Consider the following 17,737-nt stretch of genomic DNA (forward strand, 5'->3'; position numbering starts at 1 on the left):
CAGAATTTTTTTTTATTCTTAAAAAACTCATTACCTTTGCAGCAACATAACTAACTAATTACAACAACTAACTTATTTCACTATTATGGCTTACGTAATTGATGACACTTGCATTGCTTGTGGAACGTGCATTGATGAATGTCCTGTTGATGCAATATCCGAAGGTGATATCTATGTAATTGATCCTGAGGTTTGCACCGACTGTGGTGCTTGTGCAGATGTCTGCCCTACAGAATCAATTCATCCGGCATAAAACACTGGTAATTTTGAAACAAAGAAAAAGCCGAACAGGAACTGTTCGGCTTCTTTATTTCCTGCTCCTGCCAATCACCTGATTCACCCGGCAAGAAGCATCCGGCCATAAAAAAAGCGCCTCTGAAAAGAAGCGCTTTTTTGTGGAATACCGATATCGGAATATCGTATGTTATGCATTGTTTACAGTCGACATGTGTGCAATCAGGTCGAGCACTTTGTTGGAATAACCCCATTCGTTGTCATACCAGCTGATTACCTTCACGAAAGTGGGGCTCAGTTGGATCCCTGCTTTTTCGTCGAAGATAGAAGTACGTGCATCGCCAATGAAATCGCTCGATACCACGTCTTCGTTAGTATATCCGAGGATGCCCTTCAATTCGCCTTCCGATGCTTCCTTCATGGCAGCACAGATCTCTTCGTAGGTGGTTTCTTTTGCCAGACGTACAGTCAAGTCAACCACAGATACGTCCAGTGTGGGAACGCGTAATGACATACCGGTCAGTTTGCCGTTCAGCTCGGGAATTACCTTGCCTACTGCCTTTGCAGCTCCGGTAGAAGAAGGAATGATGTTGCCGGCAGCAGCGCGCCCGCCTCTCCAGTCTTTTGCCGAGGGGCCGTCAACCGTTTTCTGTGTAGCAGTTGTTGCGTGAACAGTGGTCATCAAGCCTTCAATTACGCCGAATTTGTCGTTCAGTACTTTGGTCACGGGTGCCAGACAGTTGGTGGTACAAGAAGCATTGGAAACGAACTGTTCGCCTTTGGTGTAGGTGTTTTCGTTTACGCCGCATACATACATCCGGGTATCGTCTTTTGAAGGAGCTGACATCACCACATATTTTGCACCTGCATCAATGTGAGCCTGAGCTTTTTCTTTGGTGAGGAACAGGCCGGTTGATTCAACTACATATTCTGCACCTACAGCACCCCATTTCAGGTCGGCCGGATTTCTTTCTGCGCTTACACGAATCGTATTTCCGTTCACAACCAGGTTACCGTCTTTTACGTCGATAGATCCCTTGAACTGACCGTGAATCGTGTCGTATTTTAACATATAAGCGATGTAATTTACATCGAGCAAGTCATTGATACCCACAATCTGGATATCGTCTCTGTTTTGAGCTGCGCGGAAAACCAAGCGTCCGATGCGGCCAAATCCGTTAATACCTACTTTAATCATACTTAATTGAATTTTATTTGTTAAAAGTGTTCGTTTATATTCCGTCATTTGCTGGCGATGAAGGAGTGCTTTTTTTTCGCATCATGTTCATAATGATCATCGAAAGCGATCCTAAAAACCATCTTTTTTATTCAGTTACAAAAATACAACATCTTTTCATTTTAACGAAATTATTTGCATCAAAAAACCGAAATTTATCTTTGTTCTACCAATGAAACAAACGATTGTTTTCAATTTGTGAAAGTTCACTTTGTGGATATTTTTTTTGCATTTAGCAAATGTCCCGGAATCACAAAGGCCACAAACCAGGCCAAAGACTCAATAAGCAACTGTTCCGGTAGCTCCAGAGAGGATGCGGTAAGTGCCAGCACTCCAAATATTACTCCTCCAACAAGTACAAAGGGATAACGTAAAATTACCCCTGTCATAACAATGGTAAAAGCCATCAGCACCATGAAAAGAGGGTGTTGCAGTTCAAAGTTGATTTGATGCATTACACGGTACTGAATGAGGTTGACGAGGATCATGCAGCCAACCATCGAAATCCAGAGAGAATACAACGCAATTCTTGTCGGTTTCCCTCCCTTGTCTTTTCGCTTTTCAAAGAGATAATATCCTGTAAAGGTAACGACGATTACCGGCAGTATTATTTTAAGGAGATTTAAGATGTCTTCTGCTAAAAAAGAATAAACCATCCTCCTTTTAACGTATCCGGCAAGAGTGGTAAAGACAAGTAGCCAGCCCCATACGATGAACAGGATTCCGTATCTTTTTGTCAATCTGATTTTAGGAAAAACATTCATTTTTGTGTTTAAATAAAGAGGATTATATTTATATACTTATAAAACAAAATATGGGGCATTGTGTTCGTTTGTAAAATAAATATTGTTGTCGGTCAGCCGAATGCAACTTGCCATGAGTTACCGAGTGAACTATTTCCTCAAATTTCACTATCTTTGTGCTCCGTTACGAAATAAAATGTTGAAAAATATTGATTCATATTTACTTAGGGCGGTAAAGGTGGAAGTAAAAAACGAATTTATTTACTAAATATATATATGGCTGACGATAAAAAGATTATTTTTTCCATGGTGGGGGTGAGCAAAACATTTCCTCCTCATAAACAGGTACTGAAAGATATTTACCTTTCATTTTTCTACGGTGCCAAGATCGGCATCATCGGTCTCAACGGTTCGGGAAAATCGACACTGTTGAAGATCATTGCCGGAATAGAGAAAGAGTATCAGGGAGAGGTGGTCTCCGATAAAAGCTTCTCGGTAGGATATCTGGAGCAGGATCCGAAGCTCGATCCCGATAAAACGGTCATCGACATTGTTCGCGAGGGTGTGAAGCCGGTCATGGATCTGTTGGCGGAATACGAAGATATCAACCTGAAATTCGGGCTGCCCGAATATTATGAGAACGAGGATAAAATGAATGGCCTCTTTGCTCGTCAGGCCGAGCTGCAGGATAAACTCGATGCAGCCGATGCGTGGAACATCGACAACCGCCTTGATCGCGCCATGGACGCCCTGCGCTGTCCCCCGGAAGATCAACCGGTGCACGAACTCTCGGGAGGGGAGCGACGTCGTGTTGCCCTTTGCCGGCTGTTGCTGCAGGAGCCCGACGTGCTGCTGCTCGATGAGCCGACCAACCACCTCGATGCAGAGTCGATCGACTGGCTGGAGCAGCACCTGCAACAATATCAGGGAACGGTGATCTGTATTACCCACGACCGTTACTTCCTTGACCACGTAGCAGGATGGATTCTGGAACTGGACCGCGGCGAGGGAATTCCCTGGAAGGGAAACTACACCTCCTGGCTGGAACAGAAGACAAAGAGGATGGAGCAGGAAGAGAAGCAGGCCAGCAAGCGCCGCAAAACGCTGGAGCGGGAGCTGGAGTGGATCAACCTCGCACCCAAAGCACGTCATGCCAAAGGTAAAGCACGTCTGAACTCGTACGAACAGCTGCTGAACCAGGATCAGAAAGAACGGGAAGAGAAGCTGGAACTCTTTATCCCCAATGGTCCCCGTCTTGGAAACAAGGTGATTGAAGCCATCGGCGTGAAGAAAGGATTTGGCGATAAGCTGCTGTTTGATAACCTCAACTTCATGTTGCCACCCAACGGCATCGTGGGAGTAATCGGACCGAATGGTGCCGGTAAGACAACCCTCTTTCGCCTGATACAGGGCATGGAGACCCCCGATGCCGGTAACTTTGAAGTGGGCGAAACGGTCGTGACTGCCTATGTGGACCAGTCGCACGAGGCCATTGATCCCGACAAGACTGTTTACCAGGTAGTATCGGGAGGTTCCGAATTTGTGCGTGTAGGCGGAAAAGAGGTCAATGCCCGTGCTTACCTGTCGCGCTTCAACTTTTCCGGTGCCGATCAGGAGAAACTGTGTGGCGTGCTGTCGGGTGGGGAGCGTAACCGCCTTCATCTGGCACTGACGCTCAAAGCGGGCGCCAATGTGCTGCTGCTCGACGAGCCGACGAACGACATCGACGTGAACACGCTTCGGGCCCTGGAAGAAGGGCTGGAGAACTTCGCCGGCTGTGCCGTGGTGATCTCGCACGACCGCTGGTTCCTGGATCGTATCTGTACGCATATTCTTGCTTTTGAAGGAAACTCCGAAGTGTTCTATTTTGAAGGGTCCTACAGCGAATATGAGGAGAATAAGAAGATGCGCCTCGGAAACGTGGAGCCAAAACGGGTACGTTACAGGAAGTTGTAGCCAGAAATTTTGTGAGGGTGTATCACAATGTGATTTCACCCTCTTTTTATTCGGATATCTATCTGAGAACATATCCCAATATTCATTTCTCAGGAGGTTAAATTTTATTTTGAGACAGCCTCAGGTTGGAAGGTAGCATGACGATGAGAAAAACGATATTCTTTGCACTGACTTTTGTTTTATATGGCACTCTTTACGGGTATAACGCCCTCCACAAAGGAACGGTGATTGATGCAGCATATAACGTGCAGGATAGTCTGGTGGCAGGGAAAAGCGGCGGTTTCCAGGCCTTTCTCAACCGCGCAACCAATTTTGTGAAGGACGACTGGATTCCTCTTGGAAACCCGGAAACAAACAAATTTGATTTTGGACGAATCCAGACTTTCCCCACCTACAACTCCATTGAAGGAGTCCGGCTGAGGGCAGGCCTTGCCTCCAACTCCAGGTTCAGTCCTCATTTTTTTTTGAAAGGATATGCTGCTTATGGCTTCAAAGACCAGAAACTTAAGTACCACGGTGAGGCAATCTATGCTTTCGACAAGAGAGTATACCACGAGGAGGAGTACCCGAAAAATAACCTGAGTGTGGTATATGAGAGCGACCTCTACTCACCGGGTGAGATGCATCCCCGTTCGCCCAACAACCTGCTGCTGATTACCTACCGACGTTCGGAGAACGCAGCCACCTACCGCAACTTTGCAGAGGTGAACTACGAAAAAGAATACAATAACGGCCTTGCTCATACAGTTTGGTTGCGGAGAGCACGGCTGGTACCGCAGGGCGATCTGCGTTTCGAAAGCCAGGCTGGCGGCACTGTGTTGGCAGACGATGCCTTGCATACAACGGAAGCGGGGCTGTTGTTCCGTTATTCCTTCCGGGAAGCCTTTGTGCAGCATAAACGTTTGAAGAAACCCATTGAGATGGGCAGTCCCGTCTTCTTCCTTTCCCATACGTTCGGAAATTACGACTTCTTCGGAGAAATGAAGCCCTGGCACCGATCGGAGTTCTCCGTGCAGAAGCGTTTCTTTCTGGGAACTGCGGGACGTCTCGATGCCGTGGGGGAGGTGATGAAGATATGGAACAAGGTGCCTTTTCCGTTGCTGGCCTATCCCAATCAACGACAACGGCATAATATCGAGAACAATGCCTTTTTTCTGAACCATGCCCTGGAGTTTATGGCCGATGAACAATATACAATCCGGACCACCTTTGTGGGGGATTACCTGCTGTTGGCAAAAATTCCTGCCATAGACAGGCTGCAGGTAAGAGAGCTGATCTCGCTGCGGGCATCCTACGGCAGGTTGGGTAAGAAGAACGATCCCGCCACCACGCCGGATCTTTACAATTTTCCCGCCACCTCCTACAAGTATGGTCCTGTTCCCTATGTTGAGGGAGCCGTGGGACTCACCAACCTCCTGGGGCTCCTGCGGGTGGAGTACGTGCACCGGTTTACCTACCGGGATCATCCGGATGCGCTGCTCGGAAAGATCAGAGTGGATGTGACGCTGTAATGATATGATATATGAACTACCGGATAAGGGTGATTAAAGAGCAGATCGTTCATGTTTGGATCAACGTTTTCTGGAAAAATCCGAACCGCCTGTGGGCACTGAAAGTGGCTGCATCCATCGCTTTCTTGCTGATACCGGCAGAGCTTTTGTTTCACAACTCTTTTATCGGCACGACCATGGCATTGGGTGTGGTGGCCATGGCACTCGGTGAAACCGATGTACATCCCCGGGGACGGACCAAGTCGGCTGGATCAGCCCTGCTCCTCTTTTTTATCACCAGCAGCCTGGTGGAACTGCTTTCGCCCTTCCCCCCCTATTTTGCCCTTTTGATATTCGTTGCGGCCTTTTTACTCACCCTGGCAGGTGGATTAAACGCACGGATGCAGGGAGTTACTTTCGGAGCCCTTCTTATTTTTGTCTATACGATGCTGGGAGCCGGCAATGCCGACAAGTGGTTTTTCCAGCCTGTGCTCTACACCATCGGCGCCTCTGCTTACTCCCTTGTCTCTATCCTGTTGTTGCAATCCCGCCCATACAGGTTGCTCAAGGAACAGCTGGCACGCGGTTTTTATTACCTCTCGGAATACATCGACCTGAAAGCGAGTCTTTTTCCCAGCAAATCACAGGTGCAGATGCAGATCAGGACCCAGCTGGCACAAAAAAATATTGAGCTGGCCCAGCAGATAGAAAGCTGTAAAAACAACCTCTACAGCTATTCGGCAGAAAGCAGCGCAGAAGCTCGCCCGGTGGTAAATATCTATTACCGGAAGTGGTTCCTGTTGCAGGAAATGCAGGAGCGGGCAATTTCCAGCCACGAACAGTACGACCTGCTCAGCAGAGAAGTAAGCAATATCAGGTTGCTGGAGGGTTTTGGACAGCTGATGAGGGAGATTGCAAAGGCCATGAATCTCTTCAGCGATTCACTGTTGACGGATCAGCCGTACAAACATCCGCTCTCCCTTGAGTGGACATTGTCTGCCCTGCAAAAGATGCTGGAAGAGGAGCGGGAAGAACCGCATTACCTGACCCTGTCGCTGCTGATGAAAAACCTGGCAGGCCTCGAAAAGAACCTGCGCGAGGAAGAGACACTCAGTGCACAGATTGATGTGACGGTATTTACTTCCCGCAAGCCGGAGAGTACCCGCTTTCGCTCGTTGTTAAACCCGGCCCATCCCCGTTTTAAGTTTGCCGTACGCCTCACACTGAGCTGGCTGCTGGGATACGCTGTTATGCAGTCGTTGCATATCGATAAAGGTGCCTGGATCCTGTTGACTTCGCTGATTGTCTTTCAACAGACCTACAGTGCCACCCGGATGCGGCTTTTTCACCGTGTCTTTGGTACACTCATCGGGGTGATCCTGGGAGTGACTTTGGCTCATCTGCTGCCAACGCTCGCCGGGCAGATTCTGCTCCTGATCACCTCCATTTACTTCTTCTTCTACTGGTTAAAGAAAAATTACATCGTGGCTGCCATATTTATTACCGTCTACGTGTTGGCTGCATTCAACATCCTTTCCGATCAGGGCGTCGCAGTCATGCTTCCCCGAATCATAGACACGCTCATAGGTGGCACCATTGCCTATCTGGTAGTGCGGTTTGTGTGGCCCGACTGGCAATACAGGCAGCTCCCGGGATTGCTGCTGAATGCGGTGACCAAAAACAAACGCTATTTTGAGAGTATCTATGAAGGCTCAGTCACGGAAGAAGATTATCTCCATAACCGGCGTACGGCCTATAATGCCGACAATGCCCTTACTTCCGCCTGGAAGGGAATGCGGTTGGAGCCACGACAGACCCGCCTCTATCAGGAGAAAGCATTCAACCTCACCAATCTGAATCACGCCTTGCTCTCTTATATCTCTGCCTTTGGGGTACATAAGCATGCGGAGTATCTGACCCAGAGAGAACGTGAATTCTGTCGCGACATCAGCGAAGTACTTCACTACGTGACCGAAATGCTGAATGGGTCTGCCGATGAGTCGCGCCTCGAAACACTCCTTCAGGCGGCCATCTGCTGGGAAGAAAGCATCGAAAAGCTGCAGAGTGACAAAGCCAACCGAAGAGCCGGCCTGATCTACAATATCGCCCATGTCTCGCGCGAACTGCTTGTGGAAACAAAAGGGATGGTGGGTGGATAAATTTATTTTTGTATTATCTTTGTACCTTAATCAGCTGAAATGGTAACAATTTTAGGCATAGAATCTTCCTGCGACGACACCTCGGCAGCAGTGATTCGCGACGGAGTCATCTGCTCCAATGTGATTGCCGGGCAGGCAGTGCACGAGCGCTACGGTGGTGTGGTGCCCGAGCTGGCGTCGCGTGCACATCAGCAGAACATCATTCCCGTGGTACACGATGCCCTGAAGCAGGCCGGAATTGCCAGGGAGGAAGTGACTGCAGTGGCCTTCACCCGCGGTCCTGGATTGCTGGGCTCACTGCTTGTGGGCACCTCCTTTGCGAAAGGTTTCTCCTCGGCACTCAACATCCCCATGGTAGAGGTAAATCACCTGCAGGCACATGTGCTGGCTCATTTTATCAAGGAAGATGAGCAGGATACCCATCAGCCCGAATTTCCGTTTCTTTGTCTCCTGGTGTCGGGTGGAAACTCACAAATCATTCTGGTGAAATCGTTCGATGAGATGGAGATCATCGGGAAAACCATCGACGATGCAGCCGGGGAGGCATTCGACAAGTGCGCCAAGGTGATGGGACTTGGCTATCCCGGGGGGCCGGTGGTAGACAGGCTGGCTAAACAGGGTGACCCGGAGCGGTTCATCTTCAACAAGCCGCGTATCGAAGGATATGATTATAGTTTCAGCGGACTGAAAACGTCGTTCCTCTATTTTTTACGGGATGAGCTGAAGAAGGATCCCGACTTTATCGAAAAAAACAAGAACGACCTGTGTGCGTCGCTGCAGAAGACCATTATCGATATTCTGATGGAGAAGCTTTATCAGGCCTCCGTTAATTTAGACATAGATGAAGTGGCCGTGGCTGGAGGTGTATCGGCCAATTCGGGGCTGAGAAACGCCTTTGAAGCATACAGCCACCAATATGGCTGGAAGATTCATATCCCCCGGTTTGCCTATACCACCGACAATGCGGCGATGGTAGCCATCTCGGGCTATTACAAATATCTGAACGGAGAGTTTGCCGCTCCCGACGTGGCCCCCTACGCGAGGGTGTCGATATAAGAATTGCGGGAAAACGATTTTTTTGAGAGTTTTAATTTATAGACCATATGTCAGAAACAGAAAATTCCATCGTGGAGGAGAACAAGAAGAGTCTCAATTTTATTGAACAGATTGTCGAAAACGATTTGAAGGAGGGAAAGAACAACGGGCGCATACAAACCCGTTTTCCGCCGGAACCGAACGGCTACCTGCACATCGGTCATGCCAAGGCTATTTGCATCGATTTCGGCATTGCCCAAAATTACGGCGGCATCTGTAACCTCCGCTTCGACGATACCAACCCCGAGAAGGAAGATGTGGAGTATGTAGATTCCATCATGGAAGACATTAAATGGCTGGGATTTCATTGGGAGAACGTCTATTATGCATCCGACTACTTTCAGCAGCTGTGGGACTTTGCCGTCAAGCTGATTAATGAGGGAAAAGCATATATCGATGAACAGTCGGCCGAGGAAATTGCACGCCAGAAAGGAACGCCTACCGAGCCGGGTACCCCCAGCCCCTACCGCGACCGTCCCATCGAAGAGTCGCTGAAACTGTTTGAAAAAATGAACAGCGGCGAGATACCCGAAGGGAAGATGGTGCTGCGTGCAAAGATCGACATGACTTCATCAAACATGCACTTCCGGGATCCCATCATCTATCGGGTAATCCATATACCGCACCACCGTACCGGAACCACCTGGAAGGCTTATCCAATGTACGACTTTGCCCACGGGCAGTCGGACTACTTCGAGGGGGTGACCCATTCGCTGTGTACTCTGGAGTTTGAAGTGCACAGGCCTCTCTACGACTGGTTCATCGACCAGCTGGCAGACAGCGATTATCGTCCCCGACAGACAGAATTCAACCGCCTGAACCTTACGTACACAATGATGAGCAAGCGTAGGCTGCTGCAGCTGGTGCAGGAGAAGCTGGTGTCGGGATGGGACGATCCCCGCATGCCCACCCTGTGTGGAATGCGTCGCCGTGGCTACACCCCGGAGGCCATCCGCAGCTTTATCGATAAAATTGGATACACCAAATACGACGGCATCAACGATATGTCGTTGCTGGAACATGCCGTACGGGAGAATCTCAACACAAGTTCAATGCGGGTCTCGGGCGTGATAGATCCCGTGAAGCTGGTGCTTACCAACTATCCGGAAGGCCAGGAAGAGGAGATGATTGCAATCAACAACCCCGAAGACGAGACCATGGGCAGCCGTAACGTGAAGTTTACGCGTGAGCTCTGGATTGAGCGTGATGACTTCATGGAGGAAGCACCCAAAAAATATTTCCGTCTTACGCCGGGCAATGAGGTACGCCTGAAGAATGCGTATATTGTGAAATGTACCGGTTGCAGGAAGGATGAAGAGGGGAACATTGCCGAGGTCTACGCCGAGTACGACCCGCAGACAAAAAGCGGCATGCCGGAAGCAAACCGTCGCGTGAAAGGTACCATTCACTGGGTGGCCGTACCACACAGCGTGGATGCCGAAGTGCGGCTCTATGACCGCCTCTTCACGGTGGAAGATCCGGCAGGAGAAAAAGAAAAGGACTTCCGCGAGCTGATTAACCCGGAGTCGCTCATTGTGAAAACAGGCTGCAAGGTGGAAGAGTATCTGAAAGATGCAAAACCCCTCGACCGCTTTCAGTTTCAGCGCATCGGCTACTTCAACGTGGATGCCGATTCTACCGTAGAACGACTTGTTTTCAACCGCACGGTTGCCCTCAAAGACTCATGGAAGAAACAAAGCAACTGAACTGAACACCAAGGGACTGTGCTTTTTAGGAGAGAGAAGAATGGAAGATAACGAATTAGATATTACCACCCTGGTTGAGAAGTACGAGCAAATGCACGCACTCGGCAAAAAAATGTATCTCGATGCCGATGAGTTTGCATTGCTGGCCGAGTACTACAACGCCGGAGGAGACAACGAAGAAGCCGAGGAGGTCATCGCGGAAGGGTTGAAGATGCATCCCGGAAGCCCCGAGCTGATGTTGTTGAAAGTAAAGACTCTCGTTTTTTCTGAAATGTATGAAGAAGCGCTCGATTACATGAGACAGTTATCGGAGGAGGGTGATGTGGAACTCTCTCTGCTGAAGATTGAGTCTTTGTTGCACACCGACCGGTATGATGAAGCCGATGAACTGATCAACAATACCCTGGAGCGTGAGCTGTCGGTGGATGACCTCTATTATTTTATCACTGAAACAGGGTATCTGCTCAACGATGTGGATAAGTTTGACCGGGCCATCGCGTTTCTCGAAGAAAGTATGAAGATTGATGAGTCGAATACCGATGTCATCGTGGACCTGGCCTATGCCTACGAGATGAAGGGCAACTTTGAGAAAGCCATTGAATACAACAACCTCCTGCTTGATATCGATCCATATTCGTACGACGGATGGGTGAATATCGGGAAGCTCTACTCCATGAACGGGCAATATGATAAAGCCATCGATGCTTTTGATTTTGCACTGACCATCAACGAAGGGGATACGGGTTTGTTAAAAATGAAGGCCATGGCTCTCTACTTGAACGACAATGCGCCCGAAGCCATCGCCATCTTTGAAAAATGCCTGCAACAGTCGCCCGACGATGAGTCCCTCTATGATTCTTTGTTGGAGGCCTACGAGGCCATGGAGCAGTATGATGAGATGATGAAACTTATCGATAAAAAGGAGGTCGCTTTCGGTAGTACGGGTATCCTGGCAAAAAGGGCTTTTGTATACATTAATAAGGGCGATGTTGAAAAAGCAGAAGAACTGTTTTTGCAAATTCCGGAACCGGAAAAAGATACACTCGATTATTACATGCTGGAAGGAGAGTTGGCTTTTCAGCACGATGATTACGTACAGGCTGAGGTAGCCTATATGAAGGCGGCACTCCTCTCCGAAGGCAACGAAGATATCATCGACAGACTGGCAAATATCAGCGTGGCACAGGAAAAATACGAACAGGCTGCCGCCTACCTTGAAGAGCTGCTCAAGATTGCACCCGACTTCCCTTCGGCAAAATCGAGACTGGCCTTCATCCGCTTTGAGATTGGCTCCAAAGAACCGTTCGACGAGATCATGGCACAGTTTTCGGATGAGGAGCTCCGCTCCCTTCTAAACCTGATCATGGGAAACGAAGATACAGATTTCTCAGGATACAGCAGGGATAAGATTCTCATCCGGTTGAACGAAGCACGGGAAAATCGTGTGCTGTTTAAAAACATAAAATACTGAAACCTCTTTTTAATCGAAGAACTTCACTTCTCCGGAATCAATATTGTATATCCCGCCTGCAATGAGAATTTTACCTTCTTTCTCAAGCTGATTGAGAATCAGGCTTTGCCTCCGGATCTGATTCATTGTCAGGCGGATGTTGATCATGCTTACGTTGGTGACAAAGCAGTTGTTTGCTCCACTCCGGTCCTCTTTGGTGGCCACTTCCCTGTCAATTGCCGGCCTTATTTTTTCCAGTAATCCTGTCAGGTGACCTGCTCTGATATGGTTGCAGGCACTGATGATCGCTCCGCACTTGGTATGGCCCAACACCACAATTATTTTCGATCCGGCAATGTCGCACGAATACTCCATGCTGCCGAGAATGTCGTTGTTGATGATGTTGCCGGCAATGCGGATGCTGAAGATGTCTCCCAGTCCCTGGTCGAAGATCAGCTCTGCCGATGTTCTAGAGTCGATGCAACTTAAAACGGTAGCAAAGGGAAACTGTCCGTCAGAAGTCATATTCACCTGTGTCAACAGGTTCCTGTCCATTTTCAGGTTGTTCAGAAACCGCTTGTTGCCTTCTTTCAGTAACTCCAGCGCTTTTTCGGGAGTTATTTTATCCTGGCTCTCTTTAGTATGTACCCACATGATTCCACAATTAATTCAACAGGTCGAATATTCGTATTCTTTTTACTCATCATGGCTTGTGCCCACGAGTGAATATCGACAATCCATCATAAAACAGATTGTATAATTGAATTGTTTTATCAGTGAATAGGTTTCATCAAATATACACGACGTTGCTTATTCTCTTGTTCGAATGTCTTTTTTTTTAGAAAAAATAACAAATTATCACGCAAGGTTTTCCAATATCGGGGTTTAATGGTTGAAACAAAAGAATTCGTAACGTTTAAAACCACAAAATTATGAAGATTACCAATTTACTTTTCGCAACGGGAATATTACTCGGCATGCTCATTCTGCCTTCTTGTCTGGACGATGACGATGAGGTGAACCGCTTGTACCCCAATGCACTCGTAACAGTGAAGGAGGCCGCCGACAAAACTGTTTTTTTTCAGTTGGACGACAATACAACCCTGTTGCCTGTGAATGTAACGTCGCACCCCTTTGATTCAAAAGAGGTGAGGGCTCTGGTAAATTACGATGAAGTAGACGATCCCAGTCAGGAGTATGATCAGGCTGTCAGAGTGAACTGGATCGACAGCATCAGAACGAAAGCAATGGCTCCCAATTTGGGAGCAGAAAATGATGAGGTATATGGTGCCGATCCTGTAGAGATTGTACCCGATTGGGTAACCATTGCCGAAGATGGCTACCTGACCTTGCGTTTCCGAACCATGTGGAGTCATCAGGGAATCACCCACTACGTTAATCTTATCTCCACCAACAATCCCGACAACCCCTACGAGGTAGAGTTTAAACACAATGCCAATGGCGATGTGTCGGGCAGGATAGGGGATGGCCTGGTTGCCTTCAGACTGGATCAACTTCCCGATACGGAAGGGGAAACGGTGAAACTGAAGCTGAAATGGAAGTCGTTCAACACCGACAAATCAATGGAGTTCGACTACCGCACCCGTGCTGCAACACCTGCATCTTCCGCCATTGCCGCCGAGAGGAGTGTCATTCCTTTGCAATAAAACCGATTTCTGAAAACGATGCACCCCTTCAGTAACCTTGCAAAATTTTATTGCTGAAGAAACAGGTAAGGTTGTACATTTGTTATAAGTACAACCTTACCATACTATCGGTTGAGCGTATGGTGTTATGTGTCCGAACGAGATTGGTAAATGACTAAAGAAGAAAACAGCGTGCGGGAACTCATTCGGCAAATTGTGCAAGGCAACCGGGTTGCCATGAAACGATTTTACGATGATCACTCCGGGTATCTTACCGCGGTATGTGCTCGTTACATCTCAAACAGGGAAGACATCAAGGATGTTTTACAGGAAAGTTTTCTGAAGATTTTCAAAGCCATCCAGACGTTTGAATACAAGGGAGCCGGATCGCTGCGGGCATGGTCGGCACGCATTGTAGTAAACGAAGCATTGAAGCATATCAGAGCAGCCGGAAAAATGCAGTTCACCAGCCTCCCGGAGTGGGATTTACCCAATCCGGAAGAAGATCGGGAGCCGGACTTCGAAGATATTCCGGCATCGGCTATTCTGGAGATGATCCGTACCCTTCCGCCCGGATACAGGACTGTTTTCAACCTCTATGTCCTTGAGCAAAAAAGTCACAAAGAGATTGCATCCATACTGAATATTGCAGAAAGCAGCTCCGCTTCACAATTACACAGAGCCAAGGGTATACTGGTTAAAGAGATAGAGTTGTACCGGTTGAAAAAAAAACACTATGAACGATCAATGGCAAGATAAACTGCGCGACCGGATGGAGCGTCACGAGGAGCCTGCACCCGAGGGATTGTGGGAGGGCATTGAACAGCGTATCACTGTGTGGAACCTGCCCGGAGAGAGGTCAGGCAGCAACAATGGCCGGATGAGGGCCGTGCGTATAGGAGCGGTTGTGGCAGTGGCGGCTGCGACAGTTATTCTGTTTTTCCTCGTACGGGTGAGCTATAGGGAGAATGAGACAGAGGCCGTGCTCACCGGGAAAACGGTCACGGTGGTTCCGCAACAGGAACAATTCACTGCAGAAAGTACCTCAAAACTGCTATACCGTGAACCCGAGGTGCTGCTTGCCGCGAAAGGAAACAACGAAGTTGCCGCGAAAGAAGGAAGTAAAGAAAGTAATGCCCCCGAAACTGTTGAAAAAGATATCCATGAGGAACACCCGGAAGGAAAGGAAGCAATCGCCAAAGATTCCGATGTGGATACCAGGGTAAATGGTTCAACACGGAACGCTGGCAAGCCTGCTTTAAATACCGGCAATGGCAACGATCGTTTACTCGCAATGAACGCTCGCAGAGACCATCAAAATCAACCAAAATGGCAAACCAGCCTCTCCATGTCTAACTTCCCCTCTGGTGCATCGGAGACCTTTTCCGGATATGGCACATTTGCACTTGCCGAAACAGTGGAGGAACAGTATCATTTTCTGCCCAATTTCACCCGGGAGCAAGTGTATACCGACGTGAAACATCATCAACCCATTACATTGGGCATCACCTTACGATACAATTTCAACGAACGATGGAGTGTGGCAAGCGGATTGACCTATACACTACTCTCGTCGGAGCTGCGTGCCGGAAGCGGCAATTATTACTACGACGATCGCCAGACGCTGCATTACATTGGTATTCCTGTTAACGTTGGATACACTTTCTGGCAAAATAATAAAATTACAACCTATCTCTCTTCGGGTGGTCTTGTGGAGAAGATTGTAGCCGGCAGGTTGACATCCCACTACTATCTCGACAACAAGCTGGAAGCAACTACCCGTGAAAGCATATCTTCACGGGAATTGCAGTGGTCCGTTAACACAGCACTCGGAGTTGGGTACCAGATCTCAAACAACATCGGGCTCTATGCAGAGCCCGGTATTTCCTATTATTTTAAAAACAGCAGTGAGTTAGAGACCATTTATAAAGACAACCCGCTTCATTTTAATCTGCGCCTCGGCCTGCGTTTCACGCTCAACGACTGATGGTTTTCTCCGAACCCGCCATCGTCTTTGATGAGTAGCGGACCATTTTAAAGATGCCGTTCAGCTCCTTCTCGGTTAAATGGCGCCACTTCCCGGTCGGAATATCCAGATCGATATTCATGATGCGGTACCTGTCCAGCTGTACCACCTCGTTACCCAGGTATTCGCACATGCGTCTGATCTGCCTGTTGAGTCCCTGGGTAAGGATGATTTTGAAGGTGAACTTATCGATCTGTTCCACGACACATTTCTTCGTCACCACACCCAGGATGGGTACCCCGTTGCCCATTTTGTGGATAAACGTTTTTGTAATCGGATATTTCACCCTGACAAGATACTCCTTCTCGTGGTTGTTTCCTGCACGTAGAATCTTGTTCACGATATCCCCATCGCTGGTCAGCAGAATCAACCCCTGGCTATCCTTGTCAAGCCTGCCAATGGGAAAGATACGTTCCGGGTATTTAACAAAATCAACGATGTTGTTTTTCTCCCTGCGGGTATCGGTTGTACAGACAATCCCCCTGGGTTTGTTCAACGCAATGTAGACATGTTCCTTTTTCCTTCCTTCGCCTTCACCGCTTTTTTCACCCACGACCAGCTTCCCGTTGAGGCGTATCTCGTCGTGATACGAAACCTTGCTACCCATCTCCGCCACAACACCGTTTATGGTGACCCGTCGTTGTTCGATGAACTTATCGGCCTCTCTACGCGAGCAATACCCTATTTCGCTGAAATATTTGTTTATGCGGACTAAATCCTTATCTTGCATACAGTCAGTAAATTACTTTTGAATAAATCCTCAATGCTGAATGACGCATTGAATTTTTTCACAAAAGTACCTGATTATTATCTCAATCTCAACTATCAGATTTTAATTTACGCTAAATTACCACAGCCATCGCATACCCTAACGGCATGCGATGGCTTCAATGAGTTGCATCTCCTTCCGGATTCAGCGGAGCCTACAAGGCAGCTTTCACCGATTCAGACAGGGGAGTGGTTGGCCTGCCAATCAATGTGGAGAGCTGACGGGAGTCATCAAAAAGATCACCCTTCGATGCCGAAACATCCCAACTGGCGATGGCAGCTGCAAACCCCGCAGGAATTTCAAAACTCTCCAGAATTCTGGTATATTCAGCTTCAGTCAGGTTTCTGTAGGGGATGTTTGTCCCGGCCTGGTTTGAGATTTCGGCCGCTAAATCAGCTAGTGTATAATAATCGTCTCCGGCTAATTCGTACACTTTTCCCTTGTGTGATTCGTCGGTTATAGCCACTGCTGCTGCTTCGGCATAATCGACACGGGCGGCAGATGATATTTTCCCGTTGCCGGCACTGCCGATGAAGGCACCTCCTGCTAATGCACCTCCAATGGAACCGGTATAGTTTTCGGTATACCAGCCGTTGCGCAGAATGGTGTAACCGATTCCGGAAGCTTTCAAGGCTTCTTCCGTTGCCTTGTGTTCCCCTGCAAGATTCAATGTGGAGGAGTCGGCATGCAACAGGCTGGTGTATACGATCCATCTTACACCGGCCTTGCCGGCTGCCTCTATCACATTGAAATGCTGGCTGGCACGCAGTCCTATTTCGTTGCTTGAGATAAGTACCAGCCGGTCTATACCAGCGAGTGCCTCGGTCATTACGTCGGGCTTGTTATAATCAAAAGCACGTACCTCTACCCCCAGGGCCGATGCTTTCTCCGGTGTGCGGACAAGCGCCACGATGTTTTCATTGGGAACTCTCTTCTTTAACTCTTTCACCACAAAGGTACCCAAATGTCCGGTTGCTCCTGTGACTGCTATTTTCATACGATTATTTTTATGTACGTTTTTATTTCAAAACCAGTTTGATGTCCAGCGTGAACATGTCGTCAATTACTTTGTCACCCAGGTTGTTAAAGAATGATTTGGAACCGTATCGCACACCAAATTTAGAGCGGTCTACCTTCAGTTGTGTCGAATAAACATTCCCTTTTCTGTTTACCACAAACGATACCTTCTCTGTCTTTCCCTTAATGGTCAGCAAGCCCGTGACAAG

General features: G+C 48.2%; 16 protein-coding genes. 10 read left to right on the forward strand and 6 right to left on the reverse strand.

Features of this window, described 5'->3' with window-relative positions:
- Window positions 1-85 precede the first annotated feature (85 nt).
- On the forward strand, window positions 86-253 hold the full coding sequence (locus B3Z75_RS09105; RefSeq protein WP_294070518.1) for a DUF362 domain-containing protein: 168 nt from the start codon (window positions 86-88) through the stop codon (window positions 251-253).
- Window positions 254-424: 171 nt separating this feature from the next.
- Here the strand turns inward: B3Z75_RS09105 and gap are convergent, their stop codons facing one another.
- Together gap and B3Z75_RS09115 are read right to left on the reverse strand one after the other, a co-directional pair.
- The gene (gene gap, locus B3Z75_RS09110; RefSeq protein ID WP_294070521.1) at window positions 425-1,432 is read right to left on the reverse strand and encodes a type I glyceraldehyde-3-phosphate dehydrogenase; all 1,008 of its coding nucleotides are present in this window, start codon (window positions 1,430-1,432) and stop codon (window positions 425-427) included.
- A 245-nt stretch (window positions 1,433-1,677) separates the two neighbouring features.
- A complete protein-coding gene (locus tag B3Z75_RS09115; RefSeq protein ID WP_294070524.1) occupies window positions 1,678-2,235 on the reverse strand; it encodes a hypothetical protein in 558 nt (185 codons plus the stop codon).
- 255 nt (window positions 2,236-2,490) lie between these two features.
- Between B3Z75_RS09115 and ettA the strand changes: the two genes are divergently transcribed.
- From ettA to B3Z75_RS09145, 6 genes are all read left to right on the forward strand, one after another.
- Window positions 2,491-4,170, forward strand: coding sequence for an energy-dependent translational throttle protein EttA (gene ettA, locus B3Z75_RS09120; RefSeq protein ID WP_294070526.1), 1,680 nt, complete (start codon window positions 2,491-2,493; stop codon window positions 4,168-4,170).
- A gap of 143 nt (window positions 4,171-4,313) precedes the next feature.
- Entirely contained in the window at window positions 4,314-5,681 is a 1,368-nt protein-coding gene (locus B3Z75_RS09125) for a hypothetical protein (protein ID WP_294070529.1), read from the forward strand.
- Between the two features lie 11 nt (window positions 5,682-5,692).
- Window positions 5,693-7,819, forward strand: a complete 2,127-nt coding sequence (locus B3Z75_RS09130) for an FUSC family membrane protein (protein ID WP_294070532.1) — start codon at window positions 5,693-5,695, stop codon at window positions 7,817-7,819.
- Between the two features lie 39 nt (window positions 7,820-7,858).
- Window positions 7,859-8,875, forward strand: a complete 1,017-nt coding sequence (tsaD, locus tag B3Z75_RS09135) for a tRNA (adenosine(37)-N6)-threonylcarbamoyltransferase complex transferase subunit TsaD (RefSeq protein ID WP_294070535.1) — start codon at window positions 7,859-7,861, stop codon at window positions 8,873-8,875.
- Window positions 8,876-8,922: 47 nt separating this feature from the next.
- Window positions 8,923-10,620: a glutamine--tRNA ligase/YqeY domain fusion protein gene (locus B3Z75_RS09140; RefSeq protein WP_294070538.1), complete on the forward strand. Its 1,698-nt coding sequence runs from the start codon at window positions 8,923-8,925 to the stop codon at window positions 10,618-10,620.
- Window positions 10,621-10,660: 40 nt separating this feature from the next.
- Complete coding sequence (locus B3Z75_RS09145) at window positions 10,661-12,091, forward strand: tetratricopeptide repeat protein (RefSeq protein ID WP_294070541.1); 1,431 nt, start codon at window positions 10,661-10,663, stop codon at window positions 12,089-12,091.
- Window positions 12,092-12,100: 9 nt separating this feature from the next.
- On the opposite strand, the gene B3Z75_RS09150 is transcribed toward B3Z75_RS09145, so the two are convergent.
- Entirely contained in the window at window positions 12,101-12,724 is a 624-nt protein-coding gene (locus B3Z75_RS09150) for a carbonic anhydrase family protein (RefSeq protein WP_294070544.1), read from the reverse strand.
- Window positions 12,725-13,002: 278 nt separating this feature from the next.
- Here B3Z75_RS09150 and B3Z75_RS09155 point away from each other — a divergent pair, with 278 nt between their 5' ends.
- The 3 genes from B3Z75_RS09155 to B3Z75_RS09165 all read left to right on the forward strand — a co-directional run bounded on the left by B3Z75_RS09155 (window position 13,003) and on the right by B3Z75_RS09165 (window position 15,703).
- Window positions 13,003-13,737, forward strand: coding sequence for a NigD-like protein (locus B3Z75_RS09155; RefSeq protein ID WP_294070547.1), 735 nt, complete (start codon window positions 13,003-13,005; stop codon window positions 13,735-13,737).
- Between the two features lie 150 nt (window positions 13,738-13,887).
- Entirely contained in the window at window positions 13,888-14,475 is a 588-nt protein-coding gene (locus B3Z75_RS09160; protein WP_294070550.1) for an RNA polymerase sigma factor, read from the forward strand.
- A complete protein-coding gene (locus tag B3Z75_RS09165; RefSeq protein WP_294070553.1) occupies window positions 14,453-15,703 on the forward strand; it encodes an outer membrane beta-barrel protein in 1,251 nt (416 codons plus the stop codon). The genes B3Z75_RS09160 and B3Z75_RS09165 overlap by 23 nt, the downstream gene beginning before the upstream one ends.
- Here B3Z75_RS09165 and rluF read toward each other — a convergent pair.
- From rluF to B3Z75_RS09180, 3 genes are all read right to left on the reverse strand, one after another.
- Window positions 15,693-16,472 carry a 23S rRNA pseudouridine(2604) synthase RluF gene (gene rluF, locus B3Z75_RS09170; RefSeq protein ID WP_294070556.1) on the reverse strand — a complete coding sequence of 260 codons (780 nt, stop codon included), beginning with the start codon at window positions 16,470-16,472 and terminating at the stop codon, window positions 15,693-15,695. The two genes, B3Z75_RS09165 and rluF, sit on opposite strands and share 11 nt — an antisense overlap.
- Before the next feature lie 193 nt (window positions 16,473-16,665).
- Window positions 16,666-17,508: an SDR family oxidoreductase gene (locus tag B3Z75_RS09175; RefSeq protein WP_294070559.1), complete on the reverse strand. Its 843-nt coding sequence runs from the start codon at window positions 17,506-17,508 to the stop codon at window positions 16,666-16,668.
- A gap of 22 nt (window positions 17,509-17,530) precedes the next feature.
- Window positions 17,531-17,737, reverse strand: a 207-nt coding sequence (locus B3Z75_RS09180) for a YceI family protein (RefSeq protein ID WP_294070562.1), incomplete at its 5' end; no start/stop codon positions are given.

The organism is Proteiniphilum sp. UBA1028, assembly GCF_002316955.1.
Classification (GTDB): domain Bacteria; phylum Bacteroidota; class Bacteroidia; order Bacteroidales; family Dysgonomonadaceae; genus Proteiniphilum.